At 69.8% G+C, this 20,212-nt stretch carries 23 protein-coding genes; 4 read left to right on the top strand and 19 right to left on the bottom strand.

From position 1 onward, the window contains the following. Positions 1 to 7: 7 nt before the first annotated feature. The 6 genes from ASC67_RS17895 to ASC67_RS17870 form a co-directional block, all read right to left on the bottom strand. Positions 8 to 901 carry a pirin family protein gene (locus ASC67_RS17895; RefSeq protein ID WP_056324920.1) on the bottom strand — a complete coding sequence of 298 codons (894 nt, stop codon included), beginning with the start codon at positions 899 to 901 and terminating at the stop codon, positions 8 to 10. 149 nt (positions 902 to 1,050) lie between these two features. Next, positions 1,051 to 1,575 carry a chemotaxis protein CheW gene (locus ASC67_RS17890; protein ID WP_056324915.1) on the bottom strand — a complete coding sequence of 175 codons (525 nt, stop codon included), beginning with the start codon at positions 1,573 to 1,575 and terminating at the stop codon, positions 1,051 to 1,053. 127 nt (positions 1,576 to 1,702) lie between these two features. Continuing rightward, positions 1,703 to 3,454, bottom strand: a complete 1,752-nt coding sequence (locus ASC67_RS17885; RefSeq protein WP_056324910.1) for a methyl-accepting chemotaxis protein — start codon at positions 3,452 to 3,454, stop codon at positions 1,703 to 1,705. Positions 3,455 to 3,507: 53 nt separating this feature from the next. Next, positions 3,508 to 5,673 carry a chemotaxis protein CheA gene (locus tag ASC67_RS17880; RefSeq protein WP_056324906.1) on the bottom strand — a complete coding sequence of 722 codons (2,166 nt, stop codon included), beginning with the start codon at positions 5,671 to 5,673 and terminating at the stop codon, positions 3,508 to 3,510. Positions 5,674 to 5,704: 31 nt separating this feature from the next. Beyond that, complete coding sequence (locus ASC67_RS17875; RefSeq protein ID WP_011828184.1) at positions 5,705 to 6,067, bottom strand: response regulator; 363 nt, start codon at positions 6,065 to 6,067, stop codon at positions 5,705 to 5,707. A 68-nt stretch (positions 6,068 to 6,135) separates the two neighbouring features. Beyond that, on the bottom strand, positions 6,136 to 6,567 hold the full coding sequence (locus ASC67_RS17870) for a hypothetical protein (protein WP_056324901.1): 432 nt from the start codon (positions 6,565 to 6,567) through the stop codon (positions 6,136 to 6,138). A 173-nt stretch (positions 6,568 to 6,740) separates the two neighbouring features. On the opposite strand from ASC67_RS17870, the gene ASC67_RS17865 reads away from it, so the two are divergent. From ASC67_RS17865 to ASC67_RS17850, 4 genes are all read left to right on the top strand, one after another. Then, positions 6,741 to 7,925 carry a sensor histidine kinase gene (locus tag ASC67_RS17865; protein WP_056324896.1) on the top strand — a complete coding sequence of 395 codons (1,185 nt, stop codon included), beginning with the start codon at positions 6,741 to 6,743 and terminating at the stop codon, positions 7,923 to 7,925. Between the two features lie 109 nt (positions 7,926 to 8,034). After that, positions 8,035 to 8,667, top strand: a complete 633-nt coding sequence (locus ASC67_RS17860; RefSeq protein WP_056325342.1) for a response regulator transcription factor — start codon at positions 8,035 to 8,037, stop codon at positions 8,665 to 8,667. 63 nt (positions 8,668 to 8,730) lie between these two features. After that, complete coding sequence (locus ASC67_RS17855) at positions 8,731 to 8,982, top strand: DUF1272 domain-containing protein (RefSeq protein ID WP_056324891.1); 252 nt, start codon at positions 8,731 to 8,733, stop codon at positions 8,980 to 8,982. 6 nt (positions 8,983 to 8,988) lie between these two features. Next, on the top strand, positions 8,989 to 9,414 hold the full coding sequence (locus tag ASC67_RS17850) for a GFA family protein (RefSeq protein WP_056324888.1): 426 nt from the start codon (positions 8,989 to 8,991) through the stop codon (positions 9,412 to 9,414). 10 nt (positions 9,415 to 9,424) lie between these two features. Here ASC67_RS17850 and ASC67_RS17845 read toward each other — a convergent pair whose 3' ends face one another. The 13 genes from ASC67_RS17845 to fliG form a co-directional block, all read right to left on the bottom strand. Continuing rightward, the gene (locus ASC67_RS17845) at positions 9,425 to 10,051 is read right to left on the bottom strand and encodes a M48 family metalloprotease (protein WP_056324883.1); all 627 of its coding nucleotides are present in this window, start codon (positions 10,049 to 10,051) and stop codon (positions 9,425 to 9,427) included. Positions 10,052 to 10,170: 119 nt separating this feature from the next. Continuing rightward, on the bottom strand, positions 10,171 to 10,941 hold the full coding sequence (gene fliR / locus ASC67_RS17840; protein ID WP_056324878.1) for a flagellar biosynthetic protein FliR: 771 nt from the start codon (positions 10,939 to 10,941) through the stop codon (positions 10,171 to 10,173). A 42-nt stretch (positions 10,942 to 10,983) separates the two neighbouring features. After that, complete coding sequence (gene fliQ, locus ASC67_RS17835; RefSeq protein WP_056324875.1) at positions 10,984 to 11,253, bottom strand: flagellar biosynthesis protein FliQ; 270 nt, start codon at positions 11,251 to 11,253, stop codon at positions 10,984 to 10,986. A 9-nt stretch (positions 11,254 to 11,262) separates the two neighbouring features. Further along, entirely contained in the window at positions 11,263 to 12,150 is an 888-nt protein-coding gene (fliP, locus tag ASC67_RS17830) for a flagellar type III secretion system pore protein FliP (protein ID WP_404932892.1), read from the bottom strand. Continuing rightward, the gene (locus ASC67_RS17825; RefSeq protein WP_056324867.1) at positions 12,137 to 12,481 is read right to left on the bottom strand and encodes a flagellar biosynthetic protein FliO; all 345 of its coding nucleotides are present in this window, start codon (positions 12,479 to 12,481) and stop codon (positions 12,137 to 12,139) included. Before ASC67_RS17825 ends, fliP begins: the two co-directional genes overlap by 14 nt. A 27-nt stretch (positions 12,482 to 12,508) precedes the next feature. Continuing rightward, positions 12,509 to 12,937 (bottom strand): flagellar motor switch protein FliN, encoded by a 429-nt coding sequence (gene fliN / locus ASC67_RS17820; protein ID WP_056324864.1) that lies wholly within the window; start codon positions 12,935 to 12,937, stop codon positions 12,509 to 12,511. Then, on the bottom strand, positions 12,930 to 13,931 hold the full coding sequence (fliM, locus tag ASC67_RS17815; protein ID WP_056324860.1) for a flagellar motor switch protein FliM: 1,002 nt from the start codon (positions 13,929 to 13,931) through the stop codon (positions 12,930 to 12,932). Before fliM ends, fliN begins: the two co-directional genes overlap by 8 nt. A 184-nt stretch (positions 13,932 to 14,115) precedes the next feature. Further along, positions 14,116 to 14,745, bottom strand: coding sequence for a flagellar basal body-associated protein FliL (fliL, locus tag ASC67_RS17810; protein ID WP_056324854.1), 630 nt, complete (start codon positions 14,743 to 14,745; stop codon positions 14,116 to 14,118). Positions 14,746 to 14,905: 160 nt separating this feature from the next. Next, complete coding sequence (locus ASC67_RS17805; protein ID WP_056324849.1) at positions 14,906 to 16,384, bottom strand: flagellar hook-length control protein FliK; 1,479 nt, start codon at positions 16,382 to 16,384, stop codon at positions 14,906 to 14,908. A gap of 31 nt (positions 16,385 to 16,415) precedes the next feature. Beyond that, positions 16,416 to 16,892, bottom strand: a complete 477-nt coding sequence (gene fliJ, locus ASC67_RS17800) for a flagellar export protein FliJ (RefSeq protein WP_056324843.1) — start codon at positions 16,890 to 16,892, stop codon at positions 16,416 to 16,418. A gap of 42 nt (positions 16,893 to 16,934) precedes the next feature. Then, positions 16,935 to 18,398, bottom strand: a complete 1,464-nt coding sequence (fliI, locus tag ASC67_RS17795) for a flagellar protein export ATPase FliI (protein WP_082536105.1) — start codon at positions 18,396 to 18,398, stop codon at positions 16,935 to 16,937. Beyond that, positions 18,395 to 19,201 (bottom strand): flagellar assembly protein FliH, encoded by an 807-nt coding sequence (locus ASC67_RS17790; protein ID WP_082536104.1) that lies wholly within the window; start codon positions 19,199 to 19,201, stop codon positions 18,395 to 18,397. The genes fliI and ASC67_RS17790 overlap by 4 nt, the downstream gene beginning before the upstream one ends. Then, on the bottom strand, positions 19,185 to 20,180 hold the full coding sequence (fliG, locus tag ASC67_RS17785) for a flagellar motor switch protein FliG (RefSeq protein WP_011828166.1): 996 nt from the start codon (positions 20,178 to 20,180) through the stop codon (positions 19,185 to 19,187). The genes ASC67_RS17790 and fliG overlap by 17 nt, the downstream gene beginning before the upstream one ends. Positions 20,181 to 20,212 lie beyond the last annotated feature (32 nt).

Genomic DNA, 20,212 nt, shown 5'->3' with positions numbered 1-20,212 from the left:
GGCTTGATCAGGCCGGCCGACGCGCCGGCAGCGGGATGCGCTCGGTCTCGCCCGGCACCCGGCCCATCCGGTCGGCCTCCCAGTCCGCGGCCGCCTGCGCGATGCGCTCCTTGCGAGAGGACACGAAGTTCCACCAGATGTGGCGCGGCCCCAGCGGCGCGCCGCCGACCAGCATCACCCGTGCCGCACCGCCCGCCGCGCGCAGCGTCGCGGTGCTGCCGGCGGGCAGGACCGCCAGCGTGAAGGGCTCGACGCGCTCGACGGCGCCATCGATCTCCACCTCGAACGGCGCGTCGACGCCGTACAGCGCTCGCTCCTCGGCCTCGGCCGGAGTCGGCAGCGCCAGCACCGCGCCGGACGCCAGCGCATAGTCGACATAGAGCGTCGGCGACAACGTGCCGACCGGCGACGCCAGCCCGTGCGCGCGGCCGATCAGCACCCGAAGCTCGGCGCCGCCGACCTGGCGTTGCGGCAGTTGGGCGGCCGCGGTGTGCTCGAAGCGCGGCACGGTCTCCTCGTGCTCCACCGGCAGCGCGGCCCACAACTGCAGGCCATGGCTGCGGCGCGCGACGGTGCGCAGGTCTTCGGGCGTGCGCTCGGAATGGACGATGCCCTGCCCGGCCGTCATCCAGTTGACCGCGCCGGGTTCGATGCGCTGCGAGACGCCGGTCGAGTCGTGATGCTGCATCGCGCCCTCGAACAGGTAAGTCACCGTGGCCAGCCCGATGTGCGGATGCGGCCGCACATCGTGGTCGTCGGCCGGGCCGGCGGTGATCGGACCGAAGTGATCGAAGAATACGAAGGGACCGACGGCCTGGCGGGTGGCCGATGGCAGCAGGCGGCGCACCGTGAAGCCGCCGCCGAGGTCCTTGCTGTGGGGGGTCAGGATTTGCAGTGGCATGCAGGGCTCCCGCAGACGCGTTGCGGCGAGTGTCGCGCGTTTCGCACGGGCTCGCGCAGCACCGCGCGCGGACGCCCCAATGACCAACGGCGCCCCGAGGAGCGCCGTTCGCGTGGAAGGCGCAGCGTGGCCGCTGCGCGGGGCTGCCGTCAGCCCACCGTGTCGATCACGCCGAGCTCGGCGCTCGTCATCAGCGACTCGATGTCCATCAGGATCAGCATGCGCTCGGCCACCGTGGCGATACCGATCAGGTGGCTGGTGTCGACCACCGCGCCCATCGACGGTGCCGGCTTGATGGCTTCGTGGGGCAGGTCCAGCACGTCGCTCACCGAGTCGACCACGGCACCGATGACGCGACCCTTGACGGCCAGCACGATCACGGCGGTGATGGGCGTGATCTGGGCATCGCAACCGAACTTCACGCGCAGGTCGACCACCGGCACGATCACGCCGCGCAGGTTGATCACGCCCTTCAGGAAGCTCGGGGCGTTGGCGATGCGGGTCGGCGGCTCGTAGCTGCGGATCTCCTGCACCTTCAGGATGTCGATGCCGTACTCCTCGGCACCGAGGCGGAAGCTGAGGTACTCGCGGCCCGGCTGGGCGGCAGCGCCGGCGCGCTTGGCCTGGCGTTGGGCCTCGTGGCGGGCCACTTGGGTGGCGTCGATCATGTCCATGGTGGATCCTCTCGGTGCGATGTCGGAGCGCGGCGGACGTGCGGTTGGCGCGGCGCAGCGGGATGTCTGAATGGTTTACGGCGGTTGCGGCGCAGACTGAAGGCCGGCGTACGCAACCTTGCTCGGATCAGAAGGTTTCCCAGTCGTCGCCCGGCGCGGCGGTCGCCGCTGCGGCGGCCACGACCGGGGCCGGCTTGGCCGACGTCACGGAATCGCGCAGCACGGGCGGGGCCTTGGCGACTCGCGCCGTTGGCGCGGCCTTGACCGGCGCACGCGGCGCGCTCGGCGCGGGCAGGCTCGGCGTCACGGCGGCCGGCCGCGACACCACGCCGTGCGCATCGACGCGGAACACCGAGACCGACGCGGCCAGCCGGATCGCCTGGTCCTTCAAGCTCTCGGCCGCGGCAGCGCTTTCTTCCACCAGCGCGGCGTTCTGCTGCGTCATCTGGTCGAGGTTGGTCACCGCGGTGTTGACCTGGCCGATGCCGTCCGACTGCTCGGCGGCGGCGGCGGTGATCTCGCCGATGATGTCGGAGACGCGCTGCACCGAGCCCACGATCTCGCTCATCGTGCGGCCGGCGTCTGCCACCAGCTTGCTGCCCGACTCGACCCGCTCGACGCTCGCGCCGATCAGGTCCTTGATCTCCTTGGCGGCCTGGGCGCTGCGTTGCGCCAGGTTGCGCACCTCGCCGGCCACGACCGCGAAGCCGCGACCCTGTTCGCCGGCGCGCGCCGCTTCCACCGCGGCATTGAGCGCCAGGATGTTGGTCTGGAACGCGATGCCGTCGATCACGCCGATGATGTCGGCGATCTTCTTGCTGCTCGCGTTGATGTCTTCCATCGTCGACACGACCTGCGACACCACCTTGCCGCCCTTGGCCGCGGTGGCCTGGGCCGACGAAGCGAGCTGGTTGGCGGTGCGGGCGGACTCGGCGGTCTGCTTCACCGTGCCGGTGAGTTGCTCCATCGAGCTGGCGGTTTCCTGCAGGTTGCTCGCAGTCTGTTCGGTACGGGCGCTGAGGTCCTGGTTGCCGGTGGCGATCTCGCTGCTGGCGGTGGTGATGCTGTCGGTGCTCAGGCGCACGGCGCTCACCATCTCGCGCAGCGAGTTCTGCATCTTGCCCAGGCTGCGCTGCAGGTCGGCGACCTCGTCACGGCCGGCGGCGTCGATCGGCTGCGACAGGTCGCCGGCGGCGATCGCCTGCGTGCTGGCCGAGGCACGGCGCAGCGGCGCCGTCACGGAACGGGTCAGGACCCAGGCGCTCAGGCTGCCGAGAAAGATGGACACGCCGGCCAGCACCAGCAGCATCAGCTTGCTGCGCTGCACGTCGGACTTCACGGCGGCGGCACTCTGGACGGCGAGTTCGCGCTCGAAGTTGCTGAAGTCCTCGATCGCCGCCAGATAGACCTTGGAGGCCGGCAGCAGGCTCTTCTCGAGCAGCGCCTCGACCGCGGCGGCATCGCCGGCCTTCAGCAGCGCCAGCGCCGCTTCGCGCTGGCCGATGTAGGCCTTGCGCTTCTCGGAGATGTCGCCGAACAGCGCCTTGCTGCGCTCATGGCTCAGCTCGGCCTCGAGCTCCTTCTGGACGCGCGTGATCTGCTCGCTGGTGTCCTTCATCTGCGGCGTGAGGAAGGCCGTCATCTGCGGCATGCCGCCCGACTTCACGATCGCGATCGTGCGGCTGACGTTGAGCGTGGTCAGGCTCTTCCATTCGTCGGCCCGCGCCACGCGGTGCTCCACGTCGAGCGCACCGTCGAAGCCCTGCTCGGTCATCACGAGCCGCGAGAACGAGAGCATGACGATCAGCACCAGCAACAACAGCACGGTGCCGAAGCCCGCTCCGAGTCGGGCGCCGATCTTCAGTTGGTCGAGTTTCATTCTTCAGTCTTTCCGGGAGAGCGGGAGTCGGTTCGGGCGAGGGCGACGCTTCTTCAGTGGCGCGAGCGGCGCACCAGCGAACCCACGTCGAGGATCAGCGCGACGCGACCGTCACCCATGATGGTGGCGCCGGAGATGTCGTCGACCTTGCGGTAGTTGGCCTCGAGGTTCTTCACCACCACCTGCTGCTGACCGATCAGCTCGTCCACCAGCAGCGCGATGCGGCCGCCCTCGGCCTCGATCACGACCATGATCTCGCTGGCGTGCTCGTCGTTCGAGCGTGGCACATGGAACAGCTGCTCGAGCTCGAGCACCGGCATGTACTCCTCGCGCACCTCGACCACGCGACCGCTCCCGCCGACGGTCTTGATGACGTTCTGTCCGACCTGGAAGCTCTCGACCACGCTGGACAGCGGCAGGATGTAGACCTCGTCGCCGACGCCCACGCTCATGCCGTCCATGATGGCCAGCGTGAGCGGCAGGCGCACCGCGACGCGCATGCCGTAGCCCTCGGCGGAGTCGATCTCGACGGTGCCGCCGAGCGAGGCGATGTTCTTCTTGACCACGTCCATGCCGACACCGCGACCGGACACGTCGGTCACGACCTCGGCGGTGGAGAAGCCGGGCTCGAAGATCAGCGCCCACACCTCGCCATCGCTCAGCGAGTCGGGCGCATGCAGGCCGCGCTCGCGCGCCTTCTTCAGCAATTTCTCGCGCGACAGGCCCTTGCCGTCGTCACGCACCTCGATGACGATGCTGCCGCCCTGGTGGGACGCAGCCAGCGTGATCGTGCCGACCTCGGGCTTGCCCTTGGCGCGGCGCTCGTCGGGCATCTCGATGCCGTGGTCGCAGGAATTGCGCACCAGGTGGGTCAGCGGGTCGGTGATCTTCTCGACCAGGCTCTTGTCCAGCTCGGTCGCCTCGCCCTGCGTCACCAGCTCGACCTGCTTGCCGAGCTTGCTGGCCAGGTCGCGCAGCATGCGCGGGAAGCGGCTGAACACCGTCTGCATCGGGATCATGCGGATCGACATCACCGCTTCCTGCAGGTCGCGGGTGTTGCGGTCCAGCGCGGTCAGGCCCGAGACCATGCTCTGGTAGAGCACGGGGTCGAGATGGGTGCTGTTCTGCGCCAGCATGGCCTGGGTGATGACGAGCTCGCCCATCAGGTTGATCAGCTGGTCGACCTTCTCGACCGACACGCGGATCGACGATGCCTCCAGCGTGGCGGCCGGCGCCTTGCCTTCGGCCCTGGCGGCCGCCTTCGGCGCGCTGGCGACCACCGCCGGCGCTGCGGCCTCGGTGTCCGACGGGGCCGAGGCACCGGGGGCGCCCGGGGCGTTGTCGAAGAAGCCGAAACCCGGGTCTTCCTCGGTCATCGGAGATCCGGGCGCGTTGGGATAGAAGCCGTAGCCGGGCGCGACGCGCTCGCCGCTCCAGGGCCGCAGCTGCACCTCCTCGCGCGAGACGTGGAAGCTGAACAGGTCGAGCAGGTCGGCGTCGCTGCTCGGCGTGGTGACGCGGAAGCGCCGCAGGCCGTCCTGCGGCATGCCGCCGTCGATCGGATCGATGGTGCCGAGGCCCTCGATCTCCTTGAAGAGCTCGATGATGCTGTCGGCCAGCTCGGGCTTCTGCAGCGGCCCGAGCGTCAGCTCGAGGATGCGGTCGCCCTGCATCGTGACGGGCACGTCGTCCGCCGCATCGACGGGCACGGGCGCAGCGGCGGGTGCCTGCGCGGCCACGGCGGCGACCGGTGCGGCAACTGCCGCGGGTGCCGCCTTGGCGGTCGGGGCCGGTGCCTGGCCACCGACGAAGGCGCGGATGCTGACCAGCAGTTCCGAGGTGTCGAGCACCTCGCCGCCGGCGCCCTGGTGACGCGCCAGCTGCGAGCGCAGCGCGTCGCCGGACTGCAGCAGCACGTCGACCATCGCCGCCGTCGGCTGCAACTCGTGGCGACGCAGCTTGTCGAGCAGCGTCTCCATCTGGTGCGTCAGCTCGGCCACGTCGGCGAAGCCGAAAGTCGCCGCGCCCCCCTTGATGGAGTGAGCGCAGCGGAAGATGGCGTTGAGTTCCTCGTCGTCGGCCGCGGCGACGTCGATCGCGAGCAGCTGCTGCTCCATGCGATCGAGGTTCTCGCCGGCTTCCTCGAAGAAGACCTGGTAGAACTGGCTCAGGTCGATGCCGGCGCTCTGGTTGGCGCTGGCCGTGTTCGTGTCGCCCATGTCGATTCCTCGTGTCTCGTCGTGACGGGGCTCAGCGAATGACCTTCTTGATCACTTCGAGCAACTTGGCCGGATCGAAAGGCTTGACCATCCAGCCGGTCGCGCCGGCAGCGCGGCCGGCCTGCTTCATCTGGTCGCTGGACTCGGTGGTCAGGATCAGGATGGGCGTGGCCTTGAAGCTCGGGTGCTCGCGCAGCTTCTTGGTCAGGCCGATGCCGTCGAGCTGGGGCATGTTCTGGTCGGTGAGCACCAGATCGAACTGGCGTTGCGCGGCCTTGTCGTAGGCGTCCTGGCCATCGACGGCCTCGGTGACGTCGTAACCAGCGCTCTTGAGGGTGAAGGACACCATCTGCCGCATCGATGCGGAATCGTCCACGGCCAGGATTGAATGCATTGCGCTCTCCGGATTTCTCGGTGACTTATCGGTTGCTGGAGGAACTACTTGAGTGCGGCGACGCCGCGCTAGAACAGCTCGACGGTGCCGGCGTCCATTTCGTCCTGCGTCACGGGATTCGGACGCAGCGGCGGCGGGGCGATCACCGCCTCGCCATCGCCGTCGGCGCCGAACGCGTCGCGCGCCAACTGGTCGGCGCAGTTGCGCAGGCGCTGGTGGGTGTGGGCGATCAGCTGGGACGCCATGTCCTGGAATTGCAGGGCCGTGACGGCCTCGCCGAGCAGGTGGCGCACGTTGCGGACGGTGCCGGCGTCGATCGTGTCGCCGCCGTCCAGCTGGCCGACGGCGCCATGGAAGCGCTGCATCAGCGCATCGCAGGTGTCGGCGAGCAGTCGTTGCAGGCGGTCGAGATCGTTGCTGGCCATCATCAGATGGTCCTGCAGGTCAGCGGCCAGCAGCAGCGGCAGCGCCGGCTCGGCGGAGGTCTGGGCTTGTGGCATCGTTGTCTTCGCAAGTGGGCACAGCGCGAACGCTGCGGGCGTGCGCCCGTCCTCACGCGCTCAGGGCGCGCTGCCTCCGGCCGGGTGCGGCTTGGCACAATTCTTCGCCAGCCCGCCGTTCGGCGGTGTCAAGATCACGGGGCCAAACGACGGCCAGTTCGACCCTTTCACCCATGCCGGCACCCGACTTGTCCACCCTGCCCTCCCCCCTGTCCTCCGCGCCGTTGCGGCTGCGGGTGCTGCACCTGGAGGATTCGGAACTCGATCACGAACTGATGCTGGCCCACCTGCGGCGCGGCGGCATCGATCCCGACGCGCTGCGCGTCGAGTCCGAGGCCGGCTACCGGGCCGCCCTGGCCGAACCCTGGGACGTGGTGGTCAGCGACTACAACCTGCCCGGCTTTTCGGGCCTGCGCGCGCTGGAGATCCTGCGCGACAGCCGGCTCTTGATGCCCTTCATCCTGGTCTCGGGCGAGATCGGCGAGCAGGTGGCGGTGCAGGCCATGCTGACCGGCGCCAACGACTATCTGCTGAAGGAGAACCTGGCGCGGCTGGTGCCGGCGATGCTGCACGCGATCGAAGGCACCGAGGCGCTGCGCGCCAAGCAGGAGGCCGACCTGGCCCTGGGCCAGAGCGAACAGCGCCTGCGCGAGCTGGCCCAGCACCTGCAGGCGAACATCGAGGCCGAGCGCACCGCGATCGCCCGCGAGATCCACGACGACGTGGGCGGCTCGCTGACCGCTCTGAAGTTCGACCTCGCCTGGATCGAGCGACACGCCCGCGACCCGGCGGTGGTGCAGCGCGTCCAGGGCGCGCTGGAGACCGTGACGCTGGCGATCGAGTCGAGCCAGCGCATCATGCACAACCTGCGCCCCGCCATCCTGGAGCAGGGCCTGCTCGCGGCGCTGCAGTGGATGACCCAGCGCTTCGAGAAGCGCAATGGCGTGGTGACGGTGTTCCGCACCAGCCGCGACGAGTTGCCGCCGCTGCCGGCGGGGGTGCCGCTGGCCGCCTACCGCACCGCGCAGGAAGCCCTGACCAACATCAGCAAGCACGCCTACGCCACCCGGGTGGAAGTCGACCTCACGGTCGCCGGCCGGGTGCTGTCGCTCGAGGTCAGCGACAACGGCCGCGGCCTGATCCAGGAGGACCTCGCCAAGGCGCGCTCCTTCGGCATCCGCGGATTGCGTGAACGCGCGGCTCAGGTCGGCGGCTGGGTCGACCTGTCCAGCGGACCGGGCGGCACCACCATCATCCTGTCGGTGCCGCTCGAGGCCGGCGGGGACACCGGCGCTGGCGAGTTCGATGCCCTGCAGGACGACCCGGACGACCCCACCTCCTGGGACATGCTGCGGTGACAGGCCGGCCCGACGGGCTGCGGCCGCGGTAGAGTGGAAGCATGCAGCCACCCTCCCTCACGGCCTCCAAGATTCGCCCGGACTGCCTGGCGGCAGGCGGATGGCGGCCATGACCGTCCGCGTCATCCTCTGCGACGACCACGCGCTGATCCGGCGCGGCATCCGCGACACCCTGTCGGATGCACCCGACATCGAGGTGGTCGGCGAGGCGGGCGACTACGGCGAGCTGCGCAGCCTGCTGCGCGACACCCCCTGCGACGTGCTGGTACTCGACATCAATCTGCCCGGCCGCAGCGGACTCGACGTGCTGCACGCGCTGAAGGAGGAAGGCTCGGCGCTGCGCGTGCTGGTGGTGTCGATGTACCCCGAGGACCAGTATGCGATCCGCGCGCTGCGCGCCGGCGCCTATGGCTACGTCAATAAGGGCAGCGACACCCAGCTCATCGTCGAGGCGGTGCGCATGGTGGCCAAGGGCCGCAAGTACATCACCCCCGAGATCGCGCAGATGCTGGCCGAGAGCCTGAGCCAGCCGACCACCGAGATCGCCCACGAGAAGCTGTCGGACCGCGAGCTGCAGACCCTGGTGCTGATCGCCTCGGGCAAGCGGCTGTCGGACATCGCCGCCGAACTGACCCTGAGCCCCAAGACCGTCAGCGTCTACCGCGCCCGCGTGCTGGAAAAGCTGGCCTTGACGAACAACTCCGAACTCACGGTCTACGCCATCCGCAACGGCCTGGTGTGAGGCTCGGCTGCGGCCTGCCTGACCCGTCGTCATTCCTCTGTGCAACGCCCCGGGAGAGCCGCGATGCTGAGCCTGCGCCCCAACTGCGAATGCTGCAATGCCGATCTGCCGCCCGACGCGGCCGACGCGCGGATCTGCAGCTTCGAATGCACCTTCTGCGCCGACTGCGCCGACACCCGGCTGCAGGGCCGCTGCCCCAACTGCGGCGGCGAGCTGTTGGCCCGCCCTCGCCGGCCGGCTGCGGCGCTGGCCCGTCATCCGGCCTCGACCGAGCGGGTGTTCAAGCCCGCGGGCTGTGCGCCGTCCGGCGCCTGAACCCCGATGCAAGCCGAACGCAGTGTGCGCCTGAGCGGCGGTTGCCTGTGCGGCGCGGTGCGCTACGAACTCGACCGGGCGCCCGGGCCGATCGTGCTCTGCCATTGCGGACAGTGCCGCAAGGCGCAGGGCTCGGCCTTCGCCACCGTCGCCCCAGTCGCCACAGAAGCGTTCCGGCTGGTGCGCGGTGCCGATCGGCTGCGCGGCTTTCAGTCCTCGCCGGGCAAGTGGCGCAGCTTCTGCGGCGACTGCGGTTCGCCGATCCATAGCCGCCGCGACGACCGGCCCGCGATGCTGCGGCTGCGCGTGGGCAGCCTCGACGAGCCCTTCGACCAGCCGCCCGCCGCGCACATCCACGTGGCGTCGAAGGCGGCGTGGTGGACGATCGACGACGCGCTGCCGCAATACCCGGGCATCGAACCGGGCCGCTGACCGTCCGGCCCTACTGCAGGGTGCGCAGGTGCACCACGCGCTGCTGGGTGCCTGGGTGGGTGGAGGTGGCCTTGATCATCGGCAGGTGCTGGAACAGGACCAGCGGCGTGTCCTCGGGCTCGCCCAGGTGCCGGATCAGCCGCATCGCGAAGGCGTCGGCCTCGTACTCGTGCTCGTGCGACAGCTGCGAGGCCTCGCGGCCCAGCACGCCGGCAATGGCGTCGGTGTGCGCCTGCACCACCTCCCCGGGGATGTGCCGCTTGTAGAGTTGCCCGAGCTGCGCCCAGTGCCGATGCATCACATGGCCGAGCTCGTGGGCCAGCACGAAGCTGCGCTCGCTCTCGCTCATGTCGGCGAGCGACACGTTCGCGGCGACCACGCGCCCCATCAGGCACACCGCGAGCAGCGGACCCCGCACGACCAGCAGGCGGACGTCGCCCGGCACGTCCGCCGCGGCCAGCACCCGCTGGAAGCTGCGGCGCACCACCTGCACAGCAGGGTCGGCATCGTCGACCTGGGCTTCGGTCAGCGCGTCGAGCTGCATCTGCTGCGAACGCTGCAGGACGGCGAGGATGTCGTCTTCGCACCATGCTGGTGCCGAAATGGAAACAAGCAGGGACAACAGGACGGCGCGCATGGGAACCTCCGCTCGCCAACACTAAGGGTTGACCCTAGACCCCATGCAATCGCCGTACCAGATTCGCACAAGATCGGCGACTGTCGTGCGGTTCTACCGCTTCGAGCCGCCGTGCCGCTCTACTGGAACTGCGCCAGCATCCGCTCCAGCGCCATCGTGAACGGCTGCTCCATGAAGGGCAGGGTCAGCGTGATGCCGACCAGTCCGACGCCGAGCGTGATCGGGAAGCCGATCGCGAAGATGTTGATCTGCGAGGCCACGCGCGAGATCAGGCCCAGCACGAGGTTCATGAACAGCAGCATCGTGATGATCGGCAGCGCGATCCACAGCCCGAGGCGGAACACCTCCGCACCCCAGAGCTGGGGTTGCAGGCTCGACAGGAAGGCGAGCGGGGCGGCCTCGGGGGCGGCCACCGGGAAGGCGTGGAAGCTCTGGATCACGGCGGCGGTCAGCAGCAGGTGGCCGTTCATCACGACGAACAGCCAGGCCGCACTGGTGCCGAAGAAGCGGCTCACCGCAGTGGATTGCGAGGCGCTGATCGGGTCGAAGAAGGCCGCGAAGTTCAGGCCCATCTGCAGGCCGATCATCTCGCCTGCGAACTCGATGCCGGCCATGACGATGCGCGCCGAGAAGCCGAGCGCCAGGCCGATCACCAACTGCTGGACCACGGCCTCGAAGGCCTGCGCGCTGTCGAGCGCGATCACCGGCATCGGCGGCAGCGAGGCCTGGGCCGCGACGGTGATGAAGAAGGCCAGCGCCACCTTCACCCGCACCGGCACGCTGCGCATGCTCAGCACCGGGGCGCTGATGAACAGCGCCAGCACCCGCAGGAAGGGCCAGACCATCGGGCTCAGCCACGCGGTGAGCTGGGCCTCGTTGAAGGTGAACATGGTCGGTTCGTCGGGGGCGGCATCCGCCGGCCGCTGAGGCGGCTAGCCGACGACAGTCGGGATCGCCTGCAGCGTGCGCTGCAGGTACTCGACGATCGTGGTGAGCATCCAGGGCCCGGCGATCGCGAGGACCGCGACCGCGGCGATCAGCTTGGGCACGAAGCTCAGCGTCGATTCGTTGATCTGCGTGGCCGCCTGGAAGATGCTGATCAGCAGGCCGACCACCAGGATGGTCAGCAGCATCGGCGCACTGACCATCAGCAGCAGGACCAGGCCCTGCTGGCCGAAGGTGAAGACTTGTTGGGAATCCATGGCGGGCGATCAGGTGGCAAAGGAGGCGGCGAGCGAGCCGAGCAACAGGTTCCAGCCGTCGGCCAGAACGAACAGCATCAGCTTGAAGGGCAGCGCCACCAGCACAGGGCTGAGCATCATCATGCCCAGGCTCATCAGCACGCTGGCGACGATCATGTCGATGATCAGGAAGGGAATGAAGATCAGGAAGCCGATCTGGAACGCGCTCTTGAGCTCGCTGGTCACGAAGGCCGGCACCAGCACGCGGAACGGCGCGTCCTCGCCCTTCACCGCGGGGTCGAGCTTGGCGAGCCGGGCGAACAGCATCAGGTCGCTCTGGCGCGTCTGCTTGAGCATGAAGGAACGCATCGGCGCCTCGCCGCGGGCCAGTGCCTCGTCGAAGGCGATCTGGTTGGCCGCGAAGGGCTTGTAGGCGTCGCTGTAGACCTTGTCGATCGTCGGGCCCATGACGAACAGGGTGAGGAACAGCGACAGGCCGATCAGCACCTGGTTGGGCGGCACCGACTGCGTGCCCAGCGCCTGGCGCAGCAGGCTCAGCACGATGACGATGCGGGTGAAGCCCGTCATCATCAGCAGCACGGCTGGCAGGAAGCTGAGCGCGGTGAAGAACAGCAGCGTCTGCACCGGCACCGAGTAGCTGGTGCCGCCGGCGCCCTGGCCGATGATCAAGGGCAAGTTCGCGTTGCCGCCGGCCGCCTGCGCTAAAGCCGCTGCAGGAAGCGCCGACAACACCGATACGGCGGCGATCAGTACGGCGCGCTTGTGGCGCGTCAAGAAAGAAGCCGCACCGATGCCCGCGAGCAGACGCCGCGGATCCGGCTCCGCCGGTCCGCCAGCGTCGCCCCCTCGAGGGGGAGCGGCGACGCCGCAACGGGGGTGGCCGTCATTTCCTCGCATCGCGAACCTTCTTCAGCAAAGCGGCGAACGGCGCCTCGGGGGCAGCAGCATTCGCGGCCATGTCAGCCTGCGGCGACAAGGTGTGCAGCGCGGTGATGGACTGCGGCGTGACGCCCAGCACCAGCCAGCGGCGTTCCTCGCCCTGTCCGACCTCGACGGTCACGATGCGCTGGTGCGGCCCGAGCGCCATGCTGCCGACAGTGCGCGTCAGCGCGTTCGCGTTGCTCATCGCCGCGCCGTAGGGCGTGCGCTTGAGCAGCCACAGCGCCAGCGGGATGGCCGCCACGATGACGACGAACCACAACAGGCCGAAGCCCAGGGAACCGGACATGATGTCTCGTGCTTCCGGACTGCGCGATCAGCCGCCGCGGCTCAGGCGGCGCATGCGCTCGCTGGGCGTCACGATATCGGTGAGGCGGATGCCGAACTTGTCGTTCACCACCACCACCTCGCCCTGGGCGATCAGGTAGCCGTTGACCAGCACGTCCATCGGCTCGCCGGCCAGCGCGTCGAGCTCGACCACCGAGCCCTGCGCCAGTTGCAGGATGTGCTTGATCGGAATGCGGGTGCGGCCCAGCTCCACGGTGAGCTGCACCGGGATGTCCAGGATCATGTTGATGTCGTTGCCCGCACCGCCGCCGGGGGTCGGCGCGAAGTTGGCGAACGACGCCGGCGCCACCTGCTCGGCCGCCGTGACGACCTCGTGGCCGGGCGACTGCTGCTCGAGCGCGGCCGCCCATTCGGCGGCCATCGCGTCTTGTTCGTCGTTCGGTGCGGCGTCAGCCATGGTGTTCTCCCAGCCAGGACGGGCCCTGGTTCGTCAGCAGTTGATCGATCTTGATGGCGTACTTGCCGTTGCTCGTGCCGTAGTGGCAGTCGAACACGGGCACGCCGTCCACCTTGGCCTGCACCACCTGGTCCAGGTCGAGCTCGATGAAATCACCCGGTTTCAGCGCGAGCAGCTGCTCGACCGTGGCCGGCGCCTGCGCCAGCTCGGCCACCAGGTCGACCTCGGCGGCCTGGATCTGCTGTGTCAGCAGCTTGACCCAGCGGCGGTCGGGTTCGTTGGCGTCGCCCTGCACGGTGGAGTACAGCGTGTCGCGGATCGGCTCCAGCGTGGCGTACGGAATGCAGAAATGAATGGTGCCGCTGGTGTCGCCGATCTCGACGGTGAACGAAGTGGTCACGACGATCTCGCTCGGCGCGGCGATGGTCGCGAACTGCGGCTGCATCTCCGAGCGCTGGTACTCCAGCTCGACCGGGTAGACGCCGGCCCAGGCCTTCTTGTACTCGGATGAGATCACCTCGACCAGGCGCGAGATCACGCGCAGCTCGGTGGGAGAGAAATCACGCCCCTCGATGCGCGTGTGGAACTTGCCGGCTCCGCCGAACAGCGCGTCGATCACCGCGAACACCAGCGTCGGATCGCAGACGATCAGCCCGCTGCCGCGCAGCGGCCGCACCGACATGATGTTGAAGTTGGTCGGCACCACGATCTCGCGCAGGAAGGCGCTGTACTTCTGGACCTTGATCGTGCCGACCGCCACCTCCGGCGTGCGCCGGATGAAGTTGAACAGGCCGATGCGGATGTTGCGGGAGAAGCGCTCGTTGATGATCTCCATCGTGGGCATGCGCCCACGCACGATGCGCTCCTGGCTCGCCAGGTTGTAGTCGCGCACGCCACCCTGCTCGACCTCCTCGGTCTCGAGCTTCTGGCTCTCGCCGGTGATGCCCTGCAACAGCGCATCGACCTCGTCCTGCGACAGGATCTGCTGATTCATGGTGCCCCTCGTCCGACGAGTACGTCGGTCGGTCCCCCGAGGGGACGCGGGCCGGCTTGGGAGCGGCCCGGCGCGCGGCCCGCAGGCGCGGCGCCACGCAAGCGGACGCCGCGGATCCGGCTTGGCCGGTCCGCCAGCGTCGCCCCCCCGGGGGGGAGCGGCGAAGCCGCAACGGGGGGGTGCGTCATTGGATGATGAAGCTGGAGAAGTGCACGTGCTCGACCGGGTTGTGCACGGCCGGGGCCTTCTTGCGCTTCTTCTTCGCGGGCTTCTCTTCGGCGTCGGCGGTCGCCTCGTCGTGCACCGGCGCATCGTCGACCTCGATCTCGATGCCCAGCGGCCGGACCGACTCGCGCATGATCTCGGTCGCCAGCTTTTCCTTGCCGGCACGTTCGAGCAGTTCGGCCGAGGTCTTGTGCGACAGGATCATCAGCACGCCGTTGCGGATGGCCGGCATGTAGAGCTTGAGTTCCTCGGCCACCTTGGGATCGTCGACCTGCAGGGTGACGCCGATCTGCGCGAAGCGCTCCTGGTCGCGATCGGCCAGGTTCACGACGAAGGCCTCGAGCGGCAGGAAGTTGGGCGGTGCCTTGTGGTCCTTCTTGCCGGTGTCGTGCGCCACGTCCTCGGCATCGTCGCCTTCCTCGGCGGCAGCGGCGGCCTCGGCGGCCCTCTTCTTCAAAAGGTAGACCGCGGCGCCACCACCGGCCGCCACGAGCAGCACGACGACCGCCAGGATCATGACGAGCTTCTTCGGCAGGCCTTTCTTGGCCTTCTTCGGCACTTCGACGGCATCGGCCGCGGCTGCAGACATCGGGAACTCCTTGCCATGAACGCGCACGGAGCAGACGCCACCGCACGCAGGGTATGGAAAGGATTATTCGAGCCGGCCCACGCGGCGAAGCCGCGATAAGGGGGGCGAAACAGGCGCTTACCGGTGCCGCCAACCAGCGGCGCAGCAGGCGCCGGCCGGACTAGGCGTAGAGGTCGAGCAGGCCGCGGGCCGCTCGCGGGCTCGCGCTCGCCGCGCCGTCGGCAGCGCCGATGGCGATCGTTTCGCTCCGTCCGCCGGCACGGCGCTCGCCGTCGGCCGCACCCTCGCGACCTCCGGAGCGCTGCTCGAACACCCCGCCGCCGCTGAGGGTCAGGCCCGCACCGTTCAGGGCCGCCGCCAACGCCGGCAGGCTGGTCTCCAGCGCCTGGCGCGTGCCGGCGTTGGAGGCGGTGAAATCGATCTGCGCCTGGGCGCCGTCGATCACGATCTGCACCGCGATCGGTCCCATGTCGGCCGGATTGAGTTGCAGCTCCGCTTCGTGAACGCCGTCACGCGCCAGCGTCGTGAGCTGGGTGGCCAGAGCCTGCGAAAAATCGGGCGAATTCACCGGTGTCGCCACGCTCAGAGGCAGTGAACCGCCGGGCAGGCTCGAAGTGGTTGCGGCCGGCGACGCCAGGCCGCCGAGGGGCGATGTCGGCAGCAGTTCGCCGACGCGCCCCCGGTCGGATGCCTCTGCGCCGCGGCGGAGTTCGGCTGCCATCGGCGCCGCCGGCAAAGGCTCCCGCGACGCGGCGAGGGCCGGGTCGCCATTGGCCGGTTGCAGAAGCGCGTCGGCCGCCACGGCCTTCGCGCTGGCACGCGCTTCGGCCTGTGCTTCGGCATGTGCGGTGTGCAGCGCCCGCGTGACGGCGGGCTCGGCAGTGCTGGCAGCCGACTCTCCCGCGACGGCGGTGGATGGGTCGGTGCCAGCGCGCTGGCGGGCGGCGCCGGCTGCGCCCGCGCCGCCCGTGGCGGATTCGCGCGGATCGACCGTGACGCGGCTCGCGCCGGTCGTTTTCACAGTCTCGGTCGCAGCTTCGGCATCGGTCGGCAAGGACGTCGAGCTGCCCGTTTCACGCGGTGGCGGTGCGGCGCCCCAGCGGGCCAGCCAGTCGAGCATCGCCTTCGGATCAGGGGCCGCTGGCGCCTGTGCGGTGACCGCTGCGTCGGCCGCGCCGGCGACGGGCTCATCTTTGGCCATCTCCGTGGTCGGATCGGTCACGGTGACTTCGGCCTCAACGGCGGTCGTCACCGCGTCCGGCGCATCGTCGGCGGGCTTGCCCGGAGCCTTGGACGCGGGCGGCGCCACGCCGTCCTTGGCCGCCGCGCGCTTTGCGGCGGACGTGTCCTTCTCGATCGGCTTCGCCTCGTCGGCGGCGGCGCGGCCCCGTGGCTCCGGCCGGCGTGCGGCCTCGGCGCGAGGCGCGGGCGGGTTCGCCTTCGAAGGAGCGGGGGCCGGAGGCGCGGCGAAGGCGTTGTTGCCGTTCTGCCCATGGCTCGCGGCGAGACGCTGCTGCTCCCCGAGCAGGCCGGCGAACGGTGAGGTCGCGTTGCTGCTGCGGTCGGCCCCCGATTCGGCGCCGAACGGGGTCGCAGGGCCGGTGGCGGCGCGTTGCTGGACGGACAGGTTCATGCTCATGTCGGGAAGGTGCTGCGGCGCGTGTGCGCGATCAGACGGCGCCCAGCGTGGCGCCGGGGGCGGTGCCCGCCAGCCGCAGCCACGCGGCGCGCGAGGCCAGCTCGTCGGTCGCCTTCTGGTCGCTGCGGTCCTGGGTGCGCACGGCCTCGGCGATGCGCCGCTCGATCAGCTTGCGCACCGAAGCCACACGCAGTTCGGCGTTCAGCAGAGCGGCCTTGGCCGTGTCGCCGCGCTCGACGGCCTGCGCGAGCAGCCGCTGCTGCTGTGACACCGCCTCGTCCAGCCGGACCATGAAGCCCTGGTAGCACTGCAGCAGCTCGATCGCGCCGGCGCGCTGGAACTGCGTGCCGAAGCGTTGCGCGTACTCCTGACGGTACTCGGCCAGCTGCGTGGCCTGGGCCTGGGCCGCCGCCACGGCGTTCAGCGCATTGCGGTGGACGCCCAGCGCGGCATCGCGCGCGACCGTGGTCTGTTCGAGCAGGGTGTTCAGGGGCTGGAGGGCGCTCATGGATTCTTTCCGGGGAGAACGGTCGGTCGGGTCGCTCGGTAATCAGATGCCGGTCAGCTGGCGCAACTGGCGCACGCTGTCGGTCAGCCGGGAGGCGTCGTGCATGTCCTGCTGCAGCAGCGCGCGCATCGCGTCGTGCTGCTTGACCGCGAGGTCGAGTTCGGCGTCGTGGCCGGGTGCGTAGGCGCCCAGCGCGATCAGGTCGCGCGCCTTCTGGTATCGCGACCACAGCTGGCGCAGGCGGCGCGCCGCCTGCAGGTGCTCGGGCCGGGCCACGTTGTGCATTACGCGCGAGGCCGAGCGTTCGATGTCGATCGCCGGGTAGTGGCCGCTCTCGGCCAGGTCGCGCGACAGCACGATGTGGCCGTCGAGGATGGCGCGCGCCGCATCGGCGATCGGGTCCTGCTGGTCGTCGCCTTCGCTGAGCACCGTGTAGAAGGCGGTGATCGAGCCGCAGCCGTTGAGGCCGTTGCCGCTGCGTTCGACGAGCTGCGGCAGCTTCGCGAAGCAGCTCGGCGGATAGCCCTTGGTGGCCGGCGGTTCGCCGATCGCCAGCGCGATCTCGCGTTGCGCCATCGCATAGCGGGTCAGGCTGTCCATCAGCAGCAGCACGTGCTGGCCGCGATCGCGGAAGTGTTCGGCGATCGCGGTGGCGTAGGCGGCCCCCTGCATGCGCGTCAGCGGCGGCGAGTCGGCCGGGGCCGCCACGACGATCGAGCGCTTCAGGCCCTCCTCGCCGAGGATGTCCTCGATGAATTCCTTGACCTCGCGACCGCGCTCGCCGATCAGGCCGACGACGATGACATCGGCCGCGGTGTACTTGGCCATCATGCCCAGCAGCACCGACTTGCCGACGCCGGAGCCGGCGAACAGCCCGATGCGCTGGCCGCGGCCGACGGTGAGCATGGCATTGATCGCGCGCACGCCGGTGTCCAGGGGCTCGCGCACCGGATCGCGCTCCATCGCGTTGATCGGGCGGCGCACCAGTGGTTCGTTGCGCACGGCGCTGATCGGGCCGAGCCGGTCGAGCGGCATGCCCAGCGGGTCGATCACGCGGCCCAGCAGGCCGTCGCCGATCGGCAGGTGCCGGGTGCGGTCTTCGCTGCGACGCCACGGGTGATGCGCCTCGCCGAGCACCGGCGCCAGGCTCGGCGTCGAGCGCGGCACCACCCGCGCGCCGCTGGCCAGGCCATGCAACTCGCCGGTGGGCATCAGGTAGGCGCGGTCGGCCGCGAAGCCGACCACCTCGGCCAGCACCGGCGGCTGGCCTTCCATGCGCACCTCGCAGACCGACCCGACCGGCACGCGGATGCCGGCGGCCTCGAGCACCAGCCCGGCCACGCGCACCAGCGTGCCCTGCGCCTCCAGCGGCACCGGGCCGATGGCATGCGCCTTCAGATCGTCCATGTAGCGTTGCCAGGACGCCGGCAGCGCGGCGAGCGGCGCCGCGGGGCGCTCGGTCGCCGGCGTGGCGGCGGGCAGCCAGCCTTCGGTCGGCGCGTTCATGCGCCCGCTCCGTTCTCGTCGGCCACCGGGGCGGCGGCTTCTTCGGCCGACGGCGCCACCTCGTAGGCGGCGCGCTGTCCCATGCCGTCCATCGCGCGGCGCCAGCGCGCCTCGACGCTGGCGTCGATGATGCCGACCTCGCTGTCGACCACGCAGCCGCCGCGTGCCAGCGCCGGATCGGGCACCAGCCGGGCGCCACGCGCGGCCAGCGCCTCGCCGGCGTGCAGGCTCAACAACGCGAGGTCCTCGGGATGCACGTGCACCGCCACCTGCCTCGCCGAGGCCAGCGTCGCGACCAGCGCCTCCTGGGCCACGGCTGCCACCAGCTCGGGCCGCGTCGCCAGTTCGCTGCGCAGCACCTGGCGCGCCAGCGCGACCGCCACGTCCGCGAGCTGCGCGGCCAGGCCCTGTTCGAGCTGCTGGAGCTGGCCGCGGAAGGCCTGCGCCACGGCGGTGACCTGGCCGGTCACCTGCTGGGCGTAGCTCTGCTTGAAGCCTTCGAGTGCCGTCAGGCCATCGCGGTAGCCGTCCTGGTAGCCGCTCTGGCGGGCGGCCTGCAATTGCACCGCCACCAGCTCGGGCGTCAGCGGCGCGGCGGGCGCCGGAGCCGCCGGGTTCTGCGGCGTGGTGCCGAAGCTGCTGGGCCGCCAGGCGGCGAAGCTGCGCACTTCCTCGCGCGGGATGAAGCGCGCATAGGCGTTCGGCGAGCCATCGGCCGCCGGACCGTCGGTCGCACGGCTGCGGCTGCCGGGATCGCGCGGCGCCGGGCTGGCGCCGAGCTTGCGTTCAAAGGAACTGGTCATCGCCACCGCCACCCAGCACGATCTGGCCTTCGTCGGCCAAGCGGCGCACGATCTTCAGCATTTCCTTCTGCTCGGCCTCGACCTCGGAGACGCGCACCGGACCGCGCGATTCGAGGTCCTCGCGCAGCGTCTCGGCCGCACGCGTCGACATGTTCGCGAGGATGCGATCGCGCAGCTCGGGCGGCGCGCCCTTGAGCGCCACCACCAGCGATTCGGTCTGCACTTCCTTCAGCAGCGCCTGGATGCCGCGGTCGTCGATCTTCTGCAGATCGTCGAACGTGAACATGTTGTCCATGATCTTCTGCGCGAGGTCGCTGTCGGCCTCGCGGATGTAGTCGAGCACAGAGGTCTCGATGGCCGAACCCATCATGTTGATGATCTCGGCTGCCGGCTTGACGCCGCCCATCATCGACTTCTTCATGCGCTCGCCGCCGGCGAGCACCTTGCCCATCACCTCGTTCAGGTCCTTCAGCGCGCTGGGCTGGATGCCGTCGAGCGTGGCCACGCGCACCATCACCTCGTTGCGCTGGCGCTCGGTGAACTCCTTCAGCACCTCGGCCGCCTGGTCGAACTCCAGGTGCACCAGGATCGCCGCGACGATCTGCGGGTGCTCGTTGCGCAGCAGTTCGGCCACCGAGTTCGGGTCCATCCACTTCAGGCTCTCGATGCCGGAGACATCACCGCCCTGCAGGATGCGGTCGATCAGCAGGTTGGCCTTGTCGTCGCCCAGCGCCTTGCGCAGAACGGCCTTCACGTACTCGTCGGTGTCGCTCACCAGCATGCTGGTGTCGGCCGCGTCGCCGGTGAAGCGCTCGAGGACCTGCTCGAAGCGCTCGCGCGGCACGCTCTTCATCTTGGCGATGGTCTCGCCGAGGCGCTGCACTTCCTTCGGAGCGAGGTGCTTGAAGACCTCGGCGGCCTCCTCCTCGCCGATCGACATCAGCAGGATGGCCGCATCTTCCAGTCCTTGGGCATCCATGGTCATGACCTCCACCACGTCGCGTCAGGCGC

Source organism: Methylibium sp. Root1272 (assembly GCF_001425905.1).
In the GTDB taxonomy this organism is placed as follows: domain Bacteria; phylum Pseudomonadota; class Gammaproteobacteria; order Burkholderiales; family Burkholderiaceae_C; genus Methylibium.
This window is presented reverse-complemented; position numbering and strand designations above follow the sequence as displayed.